This window comes from Streptomyces sp. NPDC088246, assembly GCF_044741025.1.
Lineage (GTDB): Bacteria > Actinomycetota > Actinomycetes > Streptomycetales > Streptomycetaceae > Streptomyces.
The window spans coordinates 399,772-421,738 of record NZ_JBIURV010000001.1 but is presented as its reverse complement, the minus strand read 5'-3'; the positions used below and the strand labels follow the sequence as shown (position 1 = coordinate 421,738).

The 21,967-nt window shown below is 72.9% G+C and carries 14 protein-coding genes; 13 read left to right on the top strand and 1 reads right to left on the bottom strand.

Translation table 11 applies throughout. From position 1 onward, the window contains the following. Positions 1–12: 12 nt before the first annotated feature. The 7 genes from ACIPEK_RS01895 (at position 13) to ACIPEK_RS01865 (ending at position 11,018) form a co-directional block, all read left to right on the top strand. The gene (locus tag ACIPEK_RS01895) at positions 13–1,404 is read left to right on the top strand and encodes a hypothetical protein (protein ID WP_401989650.1); all 1,392 of its coding nucleotides are present in this window, start codon (positions 13–15) and stop codon (positions 1,402–1,404) included. A 242-nt stretch (positions 1,405–1,646) separates the two neighbouring features. Next, positions 1,647–2,621 carry a glutamate ABC transporter substrate-binding protein gene (locus ACIPEK_RS01890; RefSeq protein ID WP_401989649.1) on the top strand — a complete coding sequence of 325 codons (975 nt, stop codon included), beginning with the start codon at positions 1,647–1,649 and terminating at the stop codon, positions 2,619–2,621. 103 nt (positions 2,622–2,724) lie between these two features. Beyond that, the gene (locus ACIPEK_RS01885) at positions 2,725–4,050 is read left to right on the top strand and encodes a hypothetical protein (protein WP_383072790.1); all 1,326 of its coding nucleotides are present in this window, start codon (positions 2,725–2,727) and stop codon (positions 4,048–4,050) included. A gap of 61 nt (positions 4,051–4,111) precedes the next feature. After that, positions 4,112–6,895, top strand: coding sequence for a tetratricopeptide repeat protein (locus ACIPEK_RS01880; protein WP_401989648.1), 2,784 nt, complete (start codon positions 4,112–4,114; stop codon positions 6,893–6,895). Then, positions 6,892–8,202: a protein phosphatase 2C domain-containing protein gene (locus ACIPEK_RS01875; RefSeq protein WP_401989647.1), complete on the top strand. Its 1,311-nt coding sequence runs from the start codon at positions 6,892–6,894 to the stop codon at positions 8,200–8,202. The genes ACIPEK_RS01880 and ACIPEK_RS01875 overlap by 4 nt, the downstream gene beginning before the upstream one ends. A 142-nt stretch (positions 8,203–8,344) precedes the next feature. Then, complete coding sequence (locus ACIPEK_RS01870) at positions 8,345–9,703, top strand: VWA domain-containing protein (protein ID WP_401989646.1); 1,359 nt, start codon at positions 8,345–8,347, stop codon at positions 9,701–9,703. Positions 9,704–9,815: 112 nt separating this feature from the next. Beyond that, positions 9,816–11,018 (top strand): FHA domain-containing protein, encoded by a 1,203-nt coding sequence (locus ACIPEK_RS01865; protein ID WP_401989645.1) that lies wholly within the window; start codon positions 9,816–9,818, stop codon positions 11,016–11,018. A gap of 7 nt (positions 11,019–11,025) precedes the next feature. Here the strand turns inward: ACIPEK_RS01865 and ACIPEK_RS01860 are convergent, their stop codons facing one another. Continuing rightward, positions 11,026–12,009 (bottom strand): methyltransferase domain-containing protein, encoded by a 984-nt coding sequence (locus tag ACIPEK_RS01860; protein ID WP_401989644.1) that lies wholly within the window; start codon positions 12,007–12,009, stop codon positions 11,026–11,028. 132 nt (positions 12,010–12,141) lie between these two features. Here ACIPEK_RS01860 and ACIPEK_RS01855 point away from each other — a divergent pair, with 132 nt between their 5' ends. The 6 genes from ACIPEK_RS01855 to ACIPEK_RS01830 all read left to right on the top strand — a co-directional run bounded on the left by ACIPEK_RS01855 (position 12,142) and on the right by ACIPEK_RS01830 (position 21,937). Next, positions 12,142–12,546, top strand: coding sequence for a globin (locus ACIPEK_RS01855; RefSeq protein ID WP_401989643.1), 405 nt, complete (start codon positions 12,142–12,144; stop codon positions 12,544–12,546). 172 nt (positions 12,547–12,718) lie between these two features. Next, the gene (locus ACIPEK_RS01850) at positions 12,719–16,048 is read left to right on the top strand and encodes an FtsX-like permease family protein (protein WP_401989642.1); all 3,330 of its coding nucleotides are present in this window, start codon (positions 12,719–12,721) and stop codon (positions 16,046–16,048) included. Between the two features lies 1 nt (position 16,049). Continuing rightward, the gene (locus ACIPEK_RS01845) at positions 16,050–18,854 is read left to right on the top strand and encodes an FtsX-like permease family protein (RefSeq protein WP_401989641.1); all 2,805 of its coding nucleotides are present in this window, start codon (positions 16,050–16,052) and stop codon (positions 18,852–18,854) included. After that, the gene (locus tag ACIPEK_RS01840) at positions 18,851–19,813 is read left to right on the top strand and encodes an ABC transporter ATP-binding protein (protein WP_401989640.1); all 963 of its coding nucleotides are present in this window, start codon (positions 18,851–18,853) and stop codon (positions 19,811–19,813) included. The genes ACIPEK_RS01845 and ACIPEK_RS01840 overlap by 4 nt, the downstream gene beginning before the upstream one ends. 115 nt (positions 19,814–19,928) lie before the next feature. Further along, complete coding sequence (locus ACIPEK_RS01835) at positions 19,929–21,479, top strand: alpha/beta hydrolase (RefSeq protein ID WP_401989639.1); 1,551 nt, start codon at positions 19,929–19,931, stop codon at positions 21,477–21,479. Further along, the gene (locus ACIPEK_RS01830; protein WP_401989638.1) at positions 21,476–21,937 is read left to right on the top strand and encodes a hypothetical protein; all 462 of its coding nucleotides are present in this window, start codon (positions 21,476–21,478) and stop codon (positions 21,935–21,937) included. The genes ACIPEK_RS01835 and ACIPEK_RS01830 overlap by 4 nt, the downstream gene beginning before the upstream one ends. Positions 21,938–21,967 lie beyond the last annotated feature (30 nt).

Sequence of the window (21,967 nt, the reverse complement as noted above, 5' to 3'; positions counted from 1 at the left end):
GGGGGAGGTCGAGTGACATACCCGCCGAATGTGCGCACGGCGCCGGAACACGCGCGGGCTCAGCCGCCCGTGCCCGCGACCGTACCCGCTCCGCCGCAGCGCGGTGCCTGGTCCGCGACGGCGGACCGGCTGCGGGCCGCGGGGACGACCGAACCGGGCAGGCTTCAGATCATCGGGGCCGTACTGGCCCTGCTCGTCGTGGCGTTCGGGGCCGTGACGGCGTTCGAGATCGCCGACCGGGCGGCCGCGGCCGACGACGTGGTGAGCCGCAGCCAGCCGCTGAGCGCCGACGCGGCGGACATCTACCGCTCGCTGGCCGATGCCGACACCGCGGCGGCGAGCGGCTTCCTGGCCGGGGCGCAGGAGCCACGCGATGTCCACGACCGGTACGACAAGGACATCAAGGAAGCGTCCCGGCTGCTGGTGAAGGCCGCGGCCAACACGGACGCGTCGACGAGCTCCGGCCACGAGATCACCACGCTCAACGAGGAACTCCCCCGCTATGCGGGTCTGATCGAACGGGCCCGCGCCAACAACCGGCAGGGCCTGCCGCTGGGCGGCGCCTATCTCCGGTACGCGAACCAGAAGATGACCAACGTACTGCTGCCGGCCGCCGAGCGGCTGTACACGGCGGAGACCGGGCGGCTCGACCGGGACAACGACTCGGCCAGGGCCTGGCCGTTCCTCTCGCTCGGGCTCGGTGTCGTGGCACTGGCCGCACTGTTCTGGGCGCAGCGGCGCAACTACCGCAGGACGAACCGGGTCTTCAACCACGGGCTGCTCGTCGCGACCGCCGCGTCCACCGTGGTGCTGCTGTGGCTGGCCGTGGGGCACACGGTGGCGCGGTCCGAACTGCTGGACGCCGATGTGCACGGGCAGCAGTCCCTCGATGTCCTCAATCATGCGCGGATCGACTCGCTGAAGGCGCGCGCCAATGAGAACCTCACTCTTGTCGCCCGCGGCGCGGTACTCACTCCGGACGGCAAGAACGACAAGTACGAGTCCGACTACAACACGGGCATGAAGGCCCTTGGTGCAGAGCTGGGGAAAGCCAGGAAGCTCGCCGACGACTCCCGGGGGAGCGGGCCGGTGGCGACCGCCATCAACGGTGTCTCCGAGTGGCAGGGCCGCCACCGGACCGCCCGCACGACCGACGACAACGGCGACTACGAGGGCGCGCTGAAGCAGATCATCGGGCCGAGGAACTCGACGGGTGAGTCCTTCAACCGGGTGGACGAGGCGCTGAAGCAGGCGCTCGCCCATGAGCAGGGCGAGTTCACCCGGGCCGCGAAGGACGGGCGCGGGGCGCTGGGCGGGCTGCCGATCGGGGCCGCCGCGCTCGCCGCGCTGGGTGCCCTCGCCGCGATCGTCGGGGTCAACCGCAGGCTCTCGGAGTACCGGTGAGAGGGGGAGCGATGACCAGGAAGCGCACGGGCGCGAGGGCCCGTGCCGAGTTTCCCGCCGGATCAGGGAGCGGGGTCCGGGGCCTTCGAATCCAAGGCGGAGGAAGGAGTCGACGCGGAGCGTCGGCGACTGACGACAACGCCGGAGGCGGAGGTTCCAGACCTCGTGAGCCCGGCGGGAAGCCCGGCACGGGCCCTGGGTCCACCCGCGGCAGGCTGCGCGGCTGGGGCGGGGTGGCGGCCATGGCCGTGGCCTGCGCGGTGACGGCCTCGCTCACCCTGCTGCCGCTCTCCCACGGCGGCGCCGGCGCCTTCGGCGGGGACATCTCGGGGCCGGGTACGGCGCAGGCGGTGCAGGCCAGGGCCGGCGACTGCACGGACCCGGAGGCGAGCCTGCTTCCGTCGAGTGCCGACGGTCCGAGCATCGCGAAGATCAGGGCGCGCGGAAAGCTGATCGCGGGCGTCGACCAGAACAGCTTCCGCTGGGGATACCGCAATCCGGAGAACCGCGAGCTCGAAGGCTTCGACATCGATCTGGTGCGGGCCATCGCCAAGGACATCCTGGGCGATCCCGACGCGGTGATCTTCCGGGCCATCCCCACCAACCAGCGGATCGCCGCCCTGGAGAACGACAAGGTCGATGTCGTCGTCCGGACGATGACGATCAACTGCGCCCGGCTGGAACAGGTCTCGTTCTCCACGGCCTACTTCCAGACCGGGCAGCAGGTCCTCGCGCCGAAGGAGTCGCTGATCACCGGGTTCGACAAGTCCCTGGCCGGCAAGCGGATCTGCACCGCCGAGGGCTCCACCGCGTACGAGGCCCTGCAGAAGCAGTCGTTCGGCTCGGTCTTCAAGGACCCGCACGACGGCACCGACGCGGACGAGGACCAGCTCACCGTCCCCAACCAGCTGGACTGCCTGGTACGGCTCCAGCTGGGCGAGGTCGACGCCGTGGTCACCGACAACGCGCTGGCGGCCGGCCAGGCCGCCCAGGACCCGGCGGTCGAGCTCAAGGGCGACAAGCCGTTCACCACCGAGTACTACGGCGTGGCGACGAAGCGCGGTGCGAACGATCTGGTGGCCCGGGTCAACCAGGTGCTGGTCGACTACCGCAGGGGCGGTGCGAACAGCCCCTGGATGACGTCGTACCGGAAGTGGCTGAAGGCCGGTCTGCCGGGGATATCGGCGCCGCCGGCACCCAAGTACCGGAGCAACTAGTGCCGGGCCGGCCGGGTGTGCGCGACGGCGCGGACCCGGTCGGCGAGGCAGTGGCACTGATCCTGCGGGGCCCGTCCCGGCAGGAAGAGCGGAGAGGTGATCGATGGGCGTCGCGGGCCCCTTCCCCGGCTACGCGGGGAGGTCCCCCGGCCCGGTCATGGACCGGGACGAGGCGGACCGCGCGCTGGCCCGGCTGGGCGCGGAGCACGAGGCGATCGAGACCTCGCTCCTCGCCCTGCAGGACCACGCGGGCCGCCGGCTCCTGGAGGGCGCCGATCTGACCGGTGTCACCAAGGAACGCTGGGCCTCCACCGAGCAGTCGATCACACTGCTGTGGGGGTATTTCGATGCCTACGCGGGGGCGCTGGCCGAGGCCCGCGCGGTGCGGGCCCGCCGGCGCCACCCCAACCGGGACGACCTGGTGGCCCTCACCGAACTGCTGCGCGGCCAGGGCGTCACCGTGGCGCACGCGGCCGGCCACCCCGGCCCGTCGATCACGGGCCCGGCCAAGCTCTCCGAACGGTTCACGCTGGAGGAGCTGGTCGCCCGGATGAACGACCTGTACGCCCGCTCGCTGGACATGGTCGTCGCCTCCGACTCCGTGTGGTCGGCACTGCCCGCCCGGATAGATCTGCTCGCCGCCGAGCTGCACCGCACCCGCTCGCTGGCGCACTCCGTCGGTGTACGGCCCGGGGAGCACCCGGCGGGTGACGACCTGGAGGCGATCACCCATGAACTGACCACGCTGCGGGTGCAGGTGATCTCCGATCCGCTCGCCTTCTGGCTGTCGGGCCCCGGCAGTTCGGCGCCCGGCGGCGGACGCCCCGACACCACGCGCTACGACCGGGCGGCCCGCGCCCTGGACGACGTACGCCGCGAGATCGAGGCGGTGCTCGCGGTCCGGCAGGACGCCGAGCAGCGTCTGGTCCACCTGCGTGATGTCCTCTCCCGCGCGGACCGCACCCTGACCGAGGCCCGGTCCGCGCGCGGCGAAGTGCTGGCGAAGATCGCCGCCTCCGAGGTGCCCGCGGTCAGCGGCCCGGCGACCGCGCTCCAGGAGCGGCTGGCCGCCGCTTCGGAGTACCGCAGGCATGCCCAGTGGCACCGGCTCTCCCCGCTCCTGGAGACGCTGGAGCGGGAGGCCGAGGAGGAGTTGCTGCGGGCCCGGGAGTCGCTGACCGCGGTCACGGCCCCGCTGGCCGTACGGGCGGAGCTGCGCGGCAGGCTCGACGCGTACAAGGCGAAGGTCGCCCGGCACGGGATGGCCGAGGACCCGCTGCTGATCGAGCGGTACGACGCGGCGCGCCGGATGCTGTGGAGCGCGCCGTGCGATCTGCGGGTCGCCGCGCAGGCGGTGCTGCGCTATCAGGAGGCGGCGGCCGAACTGCTGTCCCAGCGCCGGACCTCGGGACCGGAGGACCGGCGATGAGTACAGGCATGTGCAAGGTGGAAGGGCCGCCGCGGCGGCGGGGCGAACAGGGGGAAGGACCATGAGTACGCAGTGCCAGCGCCCCGGGTGCGAGGGCGATTACGAGGACGTGGGCGGCGGTGAGCTGTACTGCGACACCTGCGGTCTGGCTCCGGTCGTGTCGCCGACGGGCATGGTGAGTTCGCCGCCGACCGGGATCGCGGGCGGCGGTGGCACGAGCAGCAGGGGCAGTCGGGACAGCAACAGCAGTTCGCGGGCCTCGTCCCGGGCGTCTTCGCGTTCCTCGTCCCGCTCGTCGACCTCGCGGCGTTCCGTTTCGGGGCGGCTCTCGCGCTCGCTGTCCGGTGGCGCCACGTCCCGCTCGGTGTCGGTCCGTTCCTCCGGTTCGTCCACGGGCGCGACGTCCGGCCGGGGGAGGCTGGGCGCGGGCCTGGTGCAGGTGCCGGACGTGCCGCGTCCCGACCCGCGCTCCGCGGTGATGGAGAACCCGGAGGTGCCGGAGCGCAAGCGCTTCTGTTCGCGTTCGGACTGCGGAGCCCCGGTGGGCCGGGCGCGCGGCGAACGGGCGGGCCGCACGGAGGGTTTCTGCACCAAGTGCGGCCACCCGTACTCCTTCGTGCCCAAGCTCCACGAGGGCGACATCGTGCACGGCCAGTACGAGGTCGTGGGCTGTCTGGCGCACGGCGGGCTCGGCTGGGTCTATCTCGCGGTCGACCGTGCGGTGTCCGACCGCTGGGTGGTCCTCAAGGGCCTGCTCGACACAGGTGATCAGGACGCCATGGCGGCCGCCATCTCGGAGCGCCGCTTCCTCGCCGAGATCGAGCACTCCAACATCGTCAGGATCTACAACTTCGTCGAGCATCTCGACCAGCGCACCGGCTCGCTCGACGGCTACATCGTGATGGAGTACGTCGGCGGCAAGGCGCTCAAGGAGATCGCGAACGAGCGCCGTACCCCGGCCGGTAAGCGTGATCCGCTGCCGGTCGAGCAGGCGTGCGCCTATGGCATCGAGGCGCTGGAGGCGCTCGGCCATCTGCACAGCCGCAACCTGCTGTACTGCGACTTCAAGGTCGACAACGCGATCCAGACCGAGAACCAGCTGAAGCTGATCGACATGGGCGCGGTCCGCAGAATGGACGACGACGAGTCGGCCATCTACGGCACGGTGGGGTATCAGGCGCCGGAGGTCGCGGAGGTCGGCCCTTCGGTCGCCTCCGATCTGTACACGGTCGCGCGGACGCTCGCGGTACTCACCTTCGACTTCCAGGGCTACACCAACGTCTTCGTGGACTCGCTGCCGGACCCGGACAACATCGAGGTGTTCCGGACCTATGAGTCGTTCTACCGGCTGCTGGTGCGGGCCACCGACCCGGATCCGGCGCGGCGGTTCGCCTCTGCGGAGGAGATGGCGGAGCAGCTGACGGGTGTGCTGCGCGAGGTGGTGTCGCTGCAGACGGGGCGGCCGCGGCCTGCGCTGTCGACGCTGTTCGGTACGGAAGTACGGGTCACGGACACGCAGTTGTTCGCCGAGCTGACGGCCGATGTGTCGCGGCTGGGGGCACGGGCTGTCGCTCCGGCGTCCTCAGGGCGCTTCGGGCGGCGGAACGGGCCGGTGGCCGGTGCGACCCCGGGCGCAGCCGCCGTGCCGCCTGCGGGGCCGGGGCCGGGCGCGCTGCCCGCGGGTTTTCCGCCCGCACCCGGGTACGCCGCGGCGGGTGCCGGTCCACTGACCGCGCCGCCCACCCACGTGCAGGCGGGCAACGGGCCGGGCCAGAGCGGTGCGGCCTTCTCGTACGCGCAGACCCAGGCCGCGATTCCGGCCCCCCGTGTCCCGGCCGCCGATCCCGGTGCGCCATCGGGGCCGTACGTCCCGAACGGCCCCCGGCTGGCCGGGCTCGACGCACGGGCCACCTCGCTCGCGCTGCCCGTACCCCGGGTCGACGCGAGCGACCCCAACGCGGGTTTCCTCGCCGGACTGATGGCCACCGCCCCCGCCGAACTGATTGCCGCATTGAGCGCCGTACCCGCGGCCTCGCTGGAGACCCGGCTGCGTGAGCTGCGTGCCCGTCTGGAGATGCACGAAGCCGGCGCCGCGAGACAGACCCTGACGGCGCTGGAGGGCCAGTACTCGGACGACTGGCGGGTCGTCTGGTACCGCGGCATCACCTCGCTGGTGACCGGTGACAACGAGAACGCGGCGCTCTCCTTCGACGCGGTGTACGACGCGTTCCCCGGCGAGCCGGCGCCCAAGCTGGCGCTGGGGATCTGCGCGGAGGTCCTGGGCCAGCTGGACAACGCCGCCGAGTACTACCGCCTGGTGTGGACGACCGACCCGAGCTTCGTCAGCGCCGCGTTCGGCCTGGCCCGGGTGCAGATCGCCGCCGGGGACCGGGCCGGCGCCGTGACGACGCTGGAGTCCGTGCCGGAGGCGTCGATCCACTACACGGCGGCCAGGGTCGCCGCGGTGCGGGCGCGGCTGCGTGAACGGTCCCCGGACGAGCCGCTGATCGCCGATCTGACGGCCGCCGCCGACCAGGTCTGGGGGCTGGCCGGTTTCGGTCTGGACGCGGTGCGTCGCGAGCAGTTGTCGACAGAGGTGCTGGGGACGGCGCTCGACTGGGTACTCTCCGGTGGTCCAACGGCTCACCCCTCGGCCCCGCAGCCACACGCGCCTGCCGGGTCGCCCGGGCCGAGAACACTGCTCGGCAGTGAGTTGGACGAGCGCGGCCTGCGTTTCGGGCTGGAGCGTTCGTACCGGATGCTCGCCCGGCTTGCGGAGCCCGGCGACGAGAGGATCGAACTGGTGGAGCGGGCCAACCGTTTCCGCCCCCGGACGTGGGTGTGAAAATGTCGCAGAAGCCCCAGGAGACGGCCTTGTCGAAGTGCCCCGGCTGCGAGGAGCCGTTGGAGCCGGGGGACCTGTTCTGCGGTGCGTGCGGGTACGACCTGTCGGTCGTGCCCGAACCGCCGCAGGACCACCCGACGATCGCCATGGCCGTGCCGGCGGAGAGCGGCGCGGCGGCCACCGCCCGCACTCAGGCGGCCCGCCCTGCAGCGGTGCGGTTCGACGAGCCGGGCGGATCGGGCGACTTCGAGCTGGCCGCACCCGGGGCCGCACCTGGGGCCGCTCCCGCATCCACGCCGGCCGCCGAGGCGTCCGCGCCCGCGCCCGACCCCCGTACCCCTGCCGTGGAACTGCCCTCCACGCCACCGGCCGGCAGCAAACTGTGTGTGGCCTGTCGCGCCGGCCGTGTCGACGACGACGGCTACTGCGAGAACTGCGGTCACGCCCAGCCGCGCGAGCGCGACCACATGGAGCAGGAGCTCGGTTCGGTGGCCGCCGTCAGCGACCGGGGCCTGCGCCACCACCGCAACGAGGACTCGTTCGCGGTGTCGACCACCACCCTGCCCGACGGTTCACCGGCCGTCGTCGCGATCGTCTGTGACGGCGTCTCATCGGCGAGCCGCCCCGACGAGGCGTCGGCGGCCGCCGCGAGCGCCGCCAACGAAGCGCTTCTGGAGTCGCTGCCGCGCGGCACCCATCCGCAACAGGCGATGCACGAGGCGATCGTCGCGGCCTCAAAGTCGGTCAACTCCTTGGCCGAGGAGCCCGGCCGGGCCATGGAGCACGACCCGCACCGCCACCAGAACGCCCCGGCGTGCACCCTGGTCGGCGCGGTGATGGCAGGCGGTCTGCTGGTCGTCGGCTGGGTCGGCGACAGCCGCGTCTACTGGGTGCCGGACGACCGCACCAACCCGCCCGCCCGGCTGACCGAGGACGACTCCTGGGCCGCGCAGATGGTGGCGGCGGGCCTGATGAACGAGGCCGAGGCGTACGCGGACGAGCGCGCGCACGCCATCACGGGGTGGCTCGGCGCCGACGCGTACGAACTGGAGCCGCACACCGCGTCCTTCAAGCCGGACCGGTCCGGTCTCGTGGTGGTGTGCACGGACGGCCTGTGGAACTACGCGGAGTCGGCGGCCGAGATGGCCGCGGCGGTGCCGGCCGATGCCCAGCTGAGGCCGTTGCACGGCGCCCAGGTGCTGGTGGGTCATGCACTCGACGGTGGGGGCCACGACAACGTAACAGTGGCTCTGCTGCCGTTCGCGGTACCGCCTCAGGGGGCAGGATCGGCCTGCGGCACCACATGAGTCCCGTTCCGTAGCGCTTGATTCCGTTTCCGTCCGCCCACTCCATCCCCGGCGCCCTCGCCCACGTTCACCCGCTTTCGCCCGCATTTCTGCCCTCACAGCTGTCTTCATCTGACACCTGGAGCCTCAAGGAGCCGACCAGATGGCCAACTTCTCCAAGTCGAACGTGCCGCAGTTCTCCGTCGAGGTGTACCAGAACGAATATCTTCCGGAGGGCGGTCGCGAGGTCAACGCGATCGTCACGGTCACCTCGACCGGAGGCGGTACCACCGGCGGCGTCCCGCTGTCCGGTGCGGCCGCAACGCCCACGCACGTACCGGGGCAGGCGCCGAAAGCCGCTGTGGTGATCATGGTCGACTGCTCCGGTTCGATGGACTATCCGCCGACGAAGATGCGCAACGCCCGCGATGCGACGGCCGCGGCCATCAACACCCTGCGCGACGGCACCTCGTTCGCCGTGGTCGGCGGTACGCACGTCGCCAAGGAGGTCTACCCGGGCAACGGGAGGCTCGCCGTCGCCGATGCGCGGACCAAGGCCCAGGCAAAGGAGGCCCTGCGTGCGCTCGGCGCCGGTGGCGGTACGGCGATCGGCACCTGGCTGCGGCTGACGGACCGGCTGCTCGGCGCCGCCGATGTGGAGATCCGGCACGGCATCCTCCTCACCGACGGCCGCAACGAGCACGAGGCGCCGGAGGATCTGCGGGCCGCGCTCGAATCCTGCGCGGGCCGCTTCACCTGTGACGCCCGTGGTGTCGGCACCGACTGGGAGGTGAAAGAGGTCACAGCCATAGCCTCCGCGCTGCTCGGCACGGCCGACATCGTCGCCGACCCGGCGGGGCTGGCCGCGGACTTCACGCAGATGATGGAGAACGCGATGGGCAAGGAGGTCGCGGATGTCGCGCTGCGGCTCTGGACGCCCGTCGGGGTCGCGATCAAGTTTGTGAAACAGGTCGCACCGACGGTCGTCGATCTGACCGGCCGCCGCACCGAGGCGGGCCCCCGCGCCGGGGACTATCCCACGGGTTCCTGGGGAGACGAGTCCCGCGACTACCACGTGTGCGTGCAGGTGCCGGAGGCGGGCATCGGGCAGGAGATGCTGGCGTCCAGGGTCTCGCTGATCCTCCCCGACCCGTCGGGCGGGGCCCCGCAGACCCTTTCGCAGGGCCTGGTACGGGCGGTGTGGACGGAAGACATGGTGGCGTCCACCTCGATCAACCCGCAGGTCGCGCACTACACGGGCCAGGCGGAACTGGCACAAGTCATCCAGCAGGGGCTCGATGCCCGCAAGTCGGGAGACTTCGACGGCGCGACGGCGAAACTGGGCCGCGCGGTGCAGCTCGCATCGGCGTCCGGGAACGAGGACACTGCGAAATTGCTTTCGAAGGTGGTGGACGTCGTCGATGCCGCGACCGGTACTGTGCGACTGAAGGCGAAGGTCGCGGAAGCCGACTCGATGACACTCGAAACACGCTCGACCAAGACCGTTCGCGTCAAGAAATAACCACACAGCCACACAGTCGAGCCGCCCGGCCGGAGCGATCCGCCGGGTGGCGAAGAGCAAGAAAAAAAATGACGGCCCCCAGGGCCGGACGAGGAGAGGGGGAAGCGCCGACATGCCGACATGCCCGAACGGACACCAGTCGGGTTCCGATGACTGGTGCGAGGTCTGCGGCCATCGCATGGCCGGGGCGGGCGCGCCTGCGGGTGCAGTCCCCCCGCCGCCTCCCCCGCCGCCCGCTCCCGGTTACGGCCACCCGCAGGGCCCCGGTGCGACCCAGCAGGCCGAGCTCTGCCCGCAGTGCCGCACACCGCGTGAGGCCATGGCGCCGTTCTGCGAGGAGTGCCGCTGGAACTTCCTCACGAACACCGCGACGTCGTACACGCCGCTGGCGCCGCCCCACAGCCTTCCCGGCCCTCCGCCCGGTCTCAGCCTGCCGCCCGGCTTCCAGGCACAGCAGCCGCCGGGCCCTCAGCAGCAGCGCGAGCCGTTCGAGTACCAGGGCTCACGGCCCTCGCAGGTGAACCGCCCGGCCGAACCGCTCTCCCCCGACCAGGGAAGCCGGCCCGGGCCCCCGGCGCCGGGTCCGCAGTCGCCGCAGCCGCCGCAGCCGTTCCAGCAGCAGGGGCCACCGCCTCCGCCGTCCTTCCAGCAGCAGACCGCGCCGCCCCCGCCGTTCCAGCAGCAGACCCCGCCGCCGCCGTTCCAGCAGCAGTCGGCGCCGCCCGCGCTCGAGCGGCCCGGTCCACCCGCCCCGCAGGCCCCCCAGCCGCCGGCCCCGCCGCAGGGGCCGCAGTCCGGCAATGACGACGACTGGATGCTGTCGCCGCCGTCCCGGACGCAGGCTCCGCAGCCGCCGGCCCCGGCGCAGCAGCAGCCGCCGTTCCCGGGTCAGAACCAGAACCAGCCGCCCGCGACCTGGACCGCGGTCATCGCCCCGGACCGTGAGTACTTCCTGGCGATGATGCAGCGCAGCGGTCCCGAGGCGACCGGGCTCAACCTGCCCGCGTACTCCCCGGAACAGCAGCTTTCGCTGACCGGCAACCAGATCACCATCGGTCGGCGCAGGCACAGCACCGGCGAGTCCCCGGACATCGATCTGTCCGTCCCGCCGGAGGACCCGGGCGTCTCCCACCAGCACGCGGTGCTGGTGCAGCAGCCCGACGGCAGCTGGGCCGTGGTCGACCAGAACTCCACCAACGGCACCACGCTCAACGGCGCCGAGGACCCGATCCAGCCCTATGTCCCCGTCCCGCTCCAGGACGGCGACCAGGTGCACGTCGGGGCGTGGACGACGATCACGATCCGCCGGGGCTGACCCGCGCTCACCCGCTGGGCAGTGGCCAGGCGTACGGCCCCTCGGGGTCGTCCAGCCAGGCCCACTGCCGCCCGTCCCGGACCGTGATGCCGAACCTCTCCCGTTCGGGACGCCGCTCGCGCTGCCAGAGAGCGAGGGCCTCGCGCGGGTCGAGGGTGGCCTCGGTCAGTGTCAGCAGGAACCGGAAGAGTTCGTTCTCGCTGACGCGCCTCGGCAGTGCGCGGGTATGCGGACGCCGCGCGGGCCGCGGCGGTGTACCGCGCAGCGGTACGAAGTACGCGGGCGTGTGCAGGAACCGGCCCTCGGCATACTTCCCGTGCGCCCCTTCCCGTACCCGCAGCACGATCAGTCCGGTGGCGAACGGCGCCAGTATCCGTGCGCCGGGTGTGCACTGTTCCAGCCAGGCCTGCGGTACGCACGGCAGGGTGCAGGTCGCGATGATCCGGTCGTACGGGCCGCGCGGGGGCCAGCCCCGTGCCCCGTCCCCGGTGATCACCGCCGGGCGGTATCCGGCCGCCGCCAGATGCCGGCGGGCCGACTCGGTGATCTCCGGGTCGAGGTCGACGGTGGTCACGGCGTCGTCACCGAGCCGGTGCGCGAGCAGCGCCGCGTTGTAGCCACTGCCCGCGCCGATCTCCAGGACCCGCTGCCCTTCCCGTACGTCCAGCTCTTCGAGCATCCGGGCCATCAGCGACGGCTGGCTGCTCGAAGAGATCAGCTCACCGTCCCGTATCCGGGTGGCCAGCGCCCCGTCCGCATACGCCCCGTGCAGCCACTGGGCCCGCCTGACCGGGTCGGGGTCCTCGCACCACAGGCGGTCGAATCCACCGCCCACGAAGTAGTAGGGCACGAACAGATGCCGCGGCACCTCCTCGAACGCGGCCAGCCATTGCGGGTCACCCAGCGCCCCACCGGCCACGATCCCGCGCACCATGGCCCATCGCTCCTCGGCTGCGGCCGCGGCGAACGGGTCCGGGTGTGCGTCGTCCATACCTCCACCTTCCTGCGCCGGGGGTCTCGGGGCCAGGAACCGGGCCGGGGCAGGTCCGGGCCGGCGGACGGCGGTCCGAGGGCAGGACCTAGGACCCCGGTCCTCGGCCGGTGCGTCTGCGACCATGGACGGGTGACTGACATTCCGCACGACACGCTGCAGGAGCAGACCTTCTACGAGCAGGTCGGCGGCGAGGAGACCTTCCGACGCCTGGTGCACCGCTTCTACCAGGGGGTCGCCGAGGACCCGCTGCTCCGGCCGATGTATCCGGAGGAGGATCTGGGCCCGGCCGAGGAGCGGTTCCGGCTGTTCCTGATGCAGTACTGGGGCGGTCCTCGTACCTACGGTGAGCTGCGCGGACATCCGCGGCTGCGGATGCGGCACGTTCCGTTCCAGGTGGACCGGGCGGCGCACGACGCGTGGCTGAGCCATATGCGGGTCGCCCTGGACGAGCTCGGACTGGCGCCGGAGCACGAGCGGCAGCTGTGGGACTACCTCACCTACGCCGCCGCCTCGATGGTGAACACCGAGGGCTGAGAACACGCCCCTGTCCCCCGCACCAGGTGCGGAATTCGTTCCTCCGTCACCGATTAACGATCACAATCCCATCAAGGTGCGCACGTAAGCGGTTTCCAACAGCACGTGTGTCCTGAGATCATCCCTACATCGCCGGGGGGCGTGTGTGCGGTGAGGGTTCAGGGGGGCACGTGTGACGGGGTTTGTCTTTCTCCGGGTGAGGGCCTATCGGCTCCTGCTCACCGCCGCTGTCCTCGCGATCCTGCTCACCGCCTCGGTACTGGCCGCGCTCACCGCGTTCTCCGGCTCCATCGGCGACGCGGCGCTGCGCCACGCCCTCACGCATCGGTCGGCGTCCGCCGCCTCCCTCGTCGTGTCCGCGCAGGTGATGCCCGCGCAGCGGGACGCGGCCGACGCGACCGCGCGGAGAACCGCCCGCGACACCTTCGACGGCCTTCCCGTGACCGTCCGGACGCTGGAGACGTCGGGTTCGTACGCGCTGCCGGGCGGTCCACAGGCTTCGGACGTCCGGGGCGGCGACCCGGACCTCACCCACTTCGCGGCGCTCGACCGCAGCCGCGTCCGGCTGACCGCGGGCCGCATGCCCGCGGCCGGGAACGGAAGAGCCGGCGATCCCGTCCAGGTCGCCCTGCCGCACACCGCCGCCAGGGTCCTGAAGCTGCGGCCCGGCTCGCGGCTCACCCTCACCGACCGGCTGGACGACAAGCCGGTGCGCGTCCTGATCACCGGCGTGTACGAGGCGTCCGACCAGGCCGACCCGTACTGGCAGCTGGACGAACTCGACGGGCGCGGCATCCGCAAGGTCGCCTTCACGACGTACGGTCCGCTGCTCACCGATCCTGCCGTGTTCGGTTCCGGACGGATGAGCTCCGGCACGATGTCCTGGCTGGCAACCGCAGATTTCCGCACCGTCACCACGGGCCGGACGGCGGCTCTGCACAGCGCCGCCACGGCCGCTCCGAAGAAGCTGCAGGCCGCCCCCGGTTTCAGGAGCGGGGCCACCGTGCGGACCTCGCTCCCCCAGGTGCTGGAGCAGATCGACCGGGCGCTGCTGGTCTCCCGCTCGACGCTGATGATCGTGGCCGTCCAGTTGGTGATGCTCGCCGGTTACGCGCTGCTGCTGGTGGCCCGGCTGCTGAGCAGTGAGCGCGACGGGGAGACCCGGCTGCTGCGGGCCCGCGGCGGATCGCGCGGACGCGTCACCGCGCTCGCCGCCATCGAAGCGCTGATGCTCGCGCTGCCCGCGGCGCTCCTCGCCCCGCTGCTCGCCGGGCCGCTGACCCGGCTGCTCGCGGACCGCGGCGCGCTGTCCCGGATCGGACTGCGGCTCGACGGGGGCGCGACCGCCACCGTGTGGCTGGTCTCCGCCGTCGCCGCGCTGACGTGTGCGCTGGCCGTCGTGGCGCCCGCGCTGGCGGCCGGTGCCGGGGAGCGTCGTTCCCGCCGCGCCGTCGCGCTGCCCGCGCCGCTCCGGGCGGGTGCCGACCTCGGTCTGCTGGTGATCGCGGCGGTGGCGTACTGGCAGCTCGACCGTCAGACCACGGGCTCCGGCGGCGGCGTGCTGAGCGGTGACCGGCAGGGCGGTCTCGGCGTCGATCCGCTGCTCGTCGCGGCTCCCGCCCTGCTGCTGCTCGCGGGCACCGTACTGACGCTGCGTCTGCTGCCGCCCGCGGCCCGGCTCGCGGAGCGCCGTGCGGCGGGCGGCCGGGGGCTGATCACGGCACTGGCCGGCTGGCAGTTCAGCCGGCGCCCGCTGCGCAATGCCGGACCGGTGCTGCTGCTGGTCCTGTCGGTCGCCATGGGCATGCTGGCGATCGGGCAGCGCGCCTCCTGGGACCGTTCGCAGGGCGACCAGGCGGACTTCAGGGCCGGTGCGTCGGTGCGCGTGGTGGGCAGTGTCGAGGACGATCCGGCGAAGGCGGGCGCGTACGCGCGGCTGCCGGGCGTACGGGAGGCGGCGCCCGCGTTCCGTACGACCGTGGACCTCTCCGGTCAACGCACCGCCGAGATCCTCGCCCTGGACACCGCGCACGCCGACGAGCGGATGCTGATGCGCGGCGACCTCGGCGACGGGCCGCCGGAGCGGCTGTTCGACTCGCTCGCCCCGCCGAGGACCGCGCGGGCTGGGCTGCTGTTGCCGCAGCGCAGCGAACAGGTCCGGTTCGACGTGCGGATCACGGTGGCCGGGGCGCCCGGACGGCGGTCGCCGTCCGGCACCGCGCCGCTCGTCACCGTGCTGCTGGAGGATCGTTACGGCTTCCCGTACCGGGTACCGGCCGGGACCGTACCCGTCGACGGGACGACGCATCCGTTCGCGTTCGCGGTGGCGGCCGCGGGTGATCTCGCGGTGACCGGGTTCGAGCTGGACGGCAACCGGCCGGCCGGCCGGAGCGAGTCCCACCGGGTCGACATCGGCGCCCTCAGGACCGTGACGGCCGACGGCACCGAGCAGGCGGTCCCGGTGCCCGACGGGTTCGCCTGGGACGCCACGCAGAACGCCGCCGCCGGATCCGATGAGGAGCAGCCCGGCGAGGAGCAGCCCGGCGATCCGGTGCACGCGACGGTCTCCGCGAAGAGCCTGCTGGCCTTCGGGTACGACACCGGCTCGGCCCCGGACGCGTGGGAGTCGCCCGCCTTCTCCGTACGGGCCACCGCGCCCCGTCCGAAGGCGCCGACGCCGAACGCCATCGTCACCGACGCGTATCTGAAGGCCGCCGGAGCGAGGAAGGGGCAGAGCGTCGACATCACGCTGGCCGGCGAGACGGTCCGGGTGAAGATCGCGGATGTGGTGCGCAGGCTGCCGACCACGGGCCCCGGCACCGGCTCCGATGCCTCCGTCACCGGCTCCGACCGGGCCCGGGACGGCGGCGCGCTGCTGCTCGACCTCAGGGCCGTCGGCCAGGTCCTCGCACACCGTCCGGGCACTGTGCTCACCCCCGTCGAGTGGTGGCTGAGTACCGCCCCCGGGCAGGCCGGAAAGGTCGCCGCCGCGCTGCGGGCACAGCCCTACACCGATCCGGCCCAGGTCGAGGTGCGCGACGAGATCGCGCGGGAGCTGGTCAGCGATCCGCTGGGCGCCGGGCCGCAGTCCGCGCTGCCCGCGGTGGCGGTCGTCGCCGCGGCCCTGGCCGCGGTCGGCTTCGCGGTGAGCGCCGCCGGCGCGCAGCGCGAACGTTCCGCCGAGTTCGCCGTCCTGCGGGCGCTGGGGACGCCGCGCCGACGGCTGACCCGGATGATCGCCGCCGAGCAGGGCGTGCTGATCGCGATCGCGCTGCTGGTCGGGGCCGCGCTCGGGGCCGTACTGAACCGCGCCGTCGTGCCGCTCATCGTGCTGACCGGGCAGGCCACCGCTCCGGTGCCCCCGGTGCTGGTGCAGTTGCCGGCCGGGCAGGTAGCCGCGTTGCTGGCGGGTGTCGCCGCGTTGCCGCTGCTGATCGTCGTGTTTCTCGCCCTGCGCGGTGCCGACCCCGCGACCTCGCTGCGCCACCAGGGGGACAACTGACATGAGTGCGCGTTCCGTTCGAGACCGTCGCGCCCCCGCCGCCTGTGCGCCCTGGGTCCGTACCCGGCTGCGTACCGCTCCCGGCACGGCTTGGGCGCTCGGGCTGCTGGTGCTGCTGACGGCGTTCCTCGCCGCCGCTTTCCCGCGTGCCGTCGACCGTTACGAGAACGAGGGGCTGCGCCACGACATCGCCGCCGCGGACCCCGGGCTCAGTGTGCTGGAGCTCAGCACGCCGCAGCCCGATCTGCAGGTGCCCCAGCCCCTGCGTGAGGAAGCGGTGAGTGCGGCGTCGCTGGCGTCCGTCCATCGCGCGGTGCTGTCCCGGCTGCCCGACGTGGTGCGGCCCGACACCGCCCAGTCCGCGTACGGCTTCCACACCGGGAAACCGATCCCCGCGCGAGAGGGCTGGCTGCCCCGGCCGTCCCTCATCGACCCCGAGCTGACCTACTCGACCCTGTCGGACCTCCCTGACCACGCCACCCTGCACGCCGGGACCTGGCCCGCCGTCCACGGCACGGTCACGGCGGGCACGCCGGAGGTGGAGGGCGCGGTCACCGAGGAGACGGCGAAAGCCCTGCGGATCACGGTCGGCTCGACCATCTCCGTACCGACCCAAGGCGGAACACCGCTGACCGTGCGCATTACCGGCATCGTCACCCCGGAGCGTCCCGCGGCCGCCTACTGGTCGGTCCAGCCACTGCTCCGGACCCCGTCCCTGGTGGCCAAACCGACGCGTGACATCCCGCGTTACTACTGGATCGCGGCCGTCCTGCTGCCACCGGACGCCGCGCCCGCGCTGCTCGCCACCGCCAGTCAGCCGGAGGCGTTCTGGCGGATCCCACCGGATGCCTCCCCCCTCACCGTCACCGACGTGGCGGCCCTGCGCTCGTCGATCGCCTCGCTGGAGGGCGGTCCGGGACTGGTGAGCATGCGTGCGGTGGCCGGCACGAACACCGCGCTCACGACCGACCTGGACGCGATCCTCACCAGGTACGACTCCCTGCGTCAGGCGATCGGCCCGGTCGTCATGGTCGCCGCCGTGGGCATCGGAGCCGTCGCCGCCGTCGTCCTGCTGATGACCATCGGGCTGATGGGCGGCCGGCGCCGCAGCGAACTGGCCCTGCTGCGCTCACGCGGCGGATCCTTGCGCGGTATCGGCGGCCGGCTGCTCGCCGAGACGGTGGTGACCACGGTGCCCGCGGCGGCGCTGGGTCTGCTGATCGCCGTAGTGACCATCGGGGATGCCCGGCTGTGGCCCTCGGTCACCGGCGCGGTCGCCGTCACCGTACTGGTCTGCGTCGCCCTGCCGCTGTGTACGGCACTGCCGCACCGCAGGCCGCGGCTGCACGGAGCCCGCGACGACCTGATGGACGCCCGCCCGTCGCGATGGCGCACGGTCGCCGAACTCACCCTGCTGGTGCTGGCCGTCGGCGCGGTCGTCGCCCTGCGCCGGCGCGGTACGGGCTCCGGCGGCGGCGATCTGCTGGTCAGCGCCGCCCCCGTACTCGTCGGTCTGATCGCCGCCCTGGTCCTTGTACGGCTTCTTCCGCTGCCGCTGCGTCTCGCCTCGCGCTCCGTCGCCCGTCGGCGCGGCGCGGTCGGGTTCCTGTCGCTGGCCCGCGCCGGGCGCACCTCGGCGGGCGGCACGCTCCCGCTGCTCGCACTGCTGATCGCGCTGACCACCGCGGCGTTCGGCGGCTCGGTGCTCGCGGGCATCGCGGACGCGCGGGACGACGCGGCGGGACGCGCGATCGGCGCGGATGCCCGGATCAGCGGCCCGGGCAACTCCGTGCCGCTGCCGGACCGCCTGATCCGGGAGGTACGGAAAGCGGGCGGCGTGCGGGACGTGGCGCGCGTGCAGATCGAGTACGTGGTGCTGCCGGCCGACGGGACCGGGGACCAGCGCACGAAGGACGCCACCCTGGTGGGCGTCGACCCGGCGACGTATGCCCGGCTGGCCCGCGCGACCGGTCTCGGGGCTTTCCCCGCCGACCGGTTGAGGGCCTCCGCGGCAGCGAAGAAGTCCGCACCGACGAAGGACCCGGTGCTGCCCGTCATCGCCTCGCCGTCCGTCGCCGAGCGGCTCGGCGACCGGGCGCGCGACCTCTCTGCGGCGGCCGGGAACTTCACGGTGCGGGTGGCGGGTACCGTCACGCGCACTCCCGCCGTCTCCGGCAGCGACTTCCTGATCGTCGACGCCGCGTCGCTCACCCGCCGGCAGACCACCACCCTGCTGGTCACCGGCGGCTCCCCGGACGCGAAGGCACTGCGCACGGCGGCGCACCACGCGGGCAAGGACGTCTCTGTGCGGCTGCGCTCCGAGGCACGCGAGGCGTTCGTCGACACCTCCGTGCAGCGGGGCGCCGAGAAGATCTACGCGGCGGCGATCGCGGCCGGCGCGGGCTACGCCCTGCTCGCCGTGCTGCTGTCGCTGCTGCAGACCGCGCCGGAACGCACCGCCCTGCTGGCCCGGCTGCGGACCATGGGGCTCACCTCCCGGCAGGGCAGACGGCTCCTCGGCCTCGAAGCGATGCCGCAGGCGCTGCTGGCCGCCGTCGGCGGGCTGCTCGTCGGATGGGCGACGACCGCCCTGCTGGCGCCGGGCGTCGACCTGGTGAGCCTGGCTCTCTCCGCCGGGCCGGAATCCGGCGGAGACGACACCATTGCGCTGCGGGCCGACCCGTGGTCGCTGACGCTTCCGGCGCTCGGCGTGGTCGTCCTCACCGCCGCGGTGGCCGCCGTCCAGGCCTGGTGGGCCGGCCGCCGCGGATCGATCACCGAACTCAGGGCAGGAGACCCCCGATGACGTCGCCGTCGACCGACACCACGCTGGCCGAGCTCGAACAGCGGGCCACCGCACGCCGCGACCGGCCCTCCTACGGGCACGACGCGCTGATCGCCTGCGACCGGCTGGTCCGCATCTTTTCCGCGGACGGGGTGGAGGTGCAGGCCCTCCAGGGCCTCGATCTGCTGGTCACCGAGGGCGAGTTGATGGCCCTGGTCGGTGCGTCCGGCAGCGGCAAGTCGACCCTGATGAACATCCTGGCGGGCCTCGATGTGCCCACGGCCGGGTCGGCGAAGGTCGCGGGGTGCGATCTGCTGTCGATGGGGCCGAAGGAACGGCTCCGCTACCGCCGGGACATCGTCGGGTTCGTCTGGCAGCAGACGGCCCGGAATCTCCTCCCGTACCTCACCGCCGCACAGAACATCACCCTGCCGATGCAGCTGCGTGGCCGGGGCCGGGGCCGTGAACGGGCCGAGCGCGCCGAGTCGTTGCTGCGGATGCTGGGGCTGGAGGAGTGCCGCGACCGGCGCCCGCAGCAGCTCTCCGGCGGCCAGCAGCAGCGGGTGGCGATCGCCGTCGCGCTCGCCAACAGCCCGTCGGTGCTGCTTGCCGACGAGCCGACCGGCGAACTCGACTCGGCCTCCGGCGAGCGGGTCTTCGCCGCGTTCCGCCGCGCCAACGAGGAGCTCGGCACCACGATCGTGATCGTCACGCACGACCAGGCGGTGGCGAACGAGGTCCGCCGTACGGTCGCCATCCGTGACGGCCGTACGTCCTCCGAGGTGCTGCGCCGCACCGAGGTGGACGCGGCGACGGGCCTGGAGTCCCAGGTGGCGCGGGAGTACGCGATGCTCGACCGCGCGGGCCGCCTGCAGCTGCCCGCCGACTACACGGAGGCGCTCGGGATGGAGCACCGCGTGATGCTGGAGCTGGAGCAGGACCACATCGGGGTCTGGCCGGACGACCAGCCGCGCCCGTGACGTCAGTTGGTGGTGCTGGCCCCAGGTCGCTTCGGCCCGGTGGCCCCATGTTCCCGCGCCGCGTACGCCCGTAGCGTCGTGCGGGAGTCATCCACCTGATTTCCCGAGGAGCACGATGCGCGTCGCCTCACTGGCCACCGCCGGCCTGGGCCTGACCTGTCTACTCGCGGGCACGGTGCCCGCGTCGGCCGCCCCCGCCACCCCCTCCGCCCCCGCCCACCAGCGGCTCGTCTGGGGCCCCTGCTCGCCGCAGCAGCAGGAGCTGAACGAGGCGGGCGCGCAGTGCGCGAAGGTGACCGTTCCCCTCGACTACTCCGATCCCGGCGGCCCGACGATCCGGATCGCGGTCTCCCGTATCAAGACCGACGCGAAACACGGCAAGCGCCGGGGCATCCTGCTGTCCAATCCGGGCGGTCCGGGCGGCCCCGGACTCGCCAACACCCTTTATCTGCGATCCGCGTTGAAGGATGTGGCGGACGGCTACGACCTGATCGGCTTCGATCCCCGTTTCCTCGGCGAGTCCACCCCCATCGCCTGCGACCCCGCCGCCCCGACGCCCGCGCCCGGCCCGACCACGACCCGCCGCGAGGACTTCGAGCGGTCGGTACGGTCCGCTCGCGACACCGCACGCCGCTGCCTGGAGCACGGGGACAACGCCCGGCTCCTGCCGCACGCCACGTCCCGGAACGTCGCCCGCGACATGGACGCGATCCGCGCGGCGCTGGGTGAGCGCAGGCTGTCGTACTACGGCGTCTCCTACGGCGCCGATCTGGGCGCCGTCTACACCCAGATGTTCCCCCGCCGCGCCGACCGCATCGTCATCGACTCCTCGACCGACCCGACGGCCACCCAGTACGAACTCTTCCAGCGGGCGGGCAAGCCGCTCGAAGAGGCACTGGACGCCTGGGCCGGATGGACCGCGCGGCACGACGGCACCTACCGGCTCGGCAAGACGCCCGTCCAAGTACGGTCGACTGTCCAGCAGTTGCTCGACGGGGCCGAGCGGCGCCCGGTGACCGTCTCCGGCGTCCGGCTCGACGCGCCGCTGCTGCGGCTGGTGCTGCGGCAGCTCATCCAGCACGAGGAGTACGACCCGGCGCTCGCCGCCACGGTGCGGGACCTGGCCGACGCCGCGGCGGGCAGGCCGGTCGAGCCCGGCCCGGAGCTCGCCGCCATGCTGGAGCTGCTAGCCTCGCCCGAGCTGGCGGACAGCATGCTGGGCGGCACCCTCTTCATGTGCGGCGACAGCGGCCGGCCGGCCGGCGGCTGGCCACGGAACCCGGAGACGTACTGGAAGAACATGGAGGCCAGTCGCGCCACCCAGCCCGTCTTCGGCCCGCTCGTCAACAGCATGATCGCCCCGTGCGCGTTCTGGACGAGCACGTCCCGCGAGCCGGCCACGGTGATCGGCAACGACGTACCCGTCCTGATGCTCCAGGCCCGGCGCGACAACAACGTCCCGTACGAAGGGGCGTTGGCCCTGCACCGCCGCCTGACCGGCTCCCGGCTGGTGACGGCGGACATCCGCTCGCACGGGGTGTACGGGCGCGGACTCGACGGCCTCACCCCCGTCCCCTGCGCCGACAGAGCCGTCAACGACTATCTGCGCGAGGGCACGCTGCCCGGCGCCGACCTGACCTGCTCCCGCACCGGGGAGGACCGGTGATCAGCAGACGTACGGGCCTGGCGGTCACGGCAGCGGCCCTGCTCACCGGAGCGTCCGGACCCGCGGCGACGGCCGCCGCACCCCACCGCGCCCCCGGGCTCCGCAGCCGCCTCCGGAGCGATGTGGACGCGATCCGGGCCACCGGCGCCACCGGCGTACGGAGGACCAGCGCGCCCAAGACCGTTCGGGGCGTGCCAGTGGGGCGGGCTCACTCCTGCTCACTGCCCAGGAACGGTCCGTTGCGGACTGGGCATCGCCTGGCGCCCGGTGGCCGGGAGCCGCAGCGGGATCTGGTTCCACGGCGGACCCATCTGGGGATCGTCTCCGAGAGCGGGGTGACGCCGGACGGTGCGCGGGCCGCGACCAGCGCCACGTTCACCCTGCGGATGGGCGACCCGGCACAGGACGCCCAGGACCTGGCCGCGCTCCGGCTGGTGGACAGGGCCCTGACCGGTTAGGTCCTGTCAGTCTGTCCGAACGGGTCCGTC

Excerpts from the sequence above, each read along its gene's own strand:
- ACIPEK_RS01870 (WP_401989646.1), top strand. The coding sequence starts at position 8,345 with ATGGCCAACTTCTCCAAGTCGAACGTGCCGCAGTTCTCCGTCGAGGTG.
- ACIPEK_RS01835 (WP_401989639.1), top strand. The coding sequence starts at position 19,929 with ATGCGCGTCGCCTCACTGGCCACCGCCGGCCTGGGCCTGACCTGTCTA.
- ACIPEK_RS01840 (WP_401989640.1), top strand. The coding sequence starts at position 18,851 with ATGACGTCGCCGTCGACCGACACCACGCTGGCCGAGCTCGAACAGCGG.
- ACIPEK_RS01865 (WP_401989645.1), top strand. The coding sequence starts at position 9,816 with ATGCCGACATGCCCGAACGGACACCAGTCGGGTTCCGATGACTGGTGC.
- ACIPEK_RS01890 (WP_401989649.1), top strand. The coding sequence starts at position 1,647 with ATGGCCGTGGCCTGCGCGGTGACGGCCTCGCTCACCCTGCTGCCGCTC.
- ACIPEK_RS01845 (WP_401989641.1), top strand. The coding sequence starts at position 16,050 with ATGAGTGCGCGTTCCGTTCGAGACCGTCGCGCCCCCGCCGCCTGTGCG.
- ACIPEK_RS01860 (WP_401989644.1), bottom strand. The coding sequence starts at position 12,009 with ATGGACGACGCACACCCGGACCCGTTCGCCGCGGCCGCAGCCGAGGAG.
- ACIPEK_RS01885 (WP_383072790.1), top strand. The coding sequence starts at position 2,725 with ATGGGCGTCGCGGGCCCCTTCCCCGGCTACGCGGGGAGGTCCCCCGGC.
- ACIPEK_RS01880 (WP_401989648.1), top strand. The coding sequence starts at position 4,112 with ATGAGTACGCAGTGCCAGCGCCCCGGGTGCGAGGGCGATTACGAGGAC.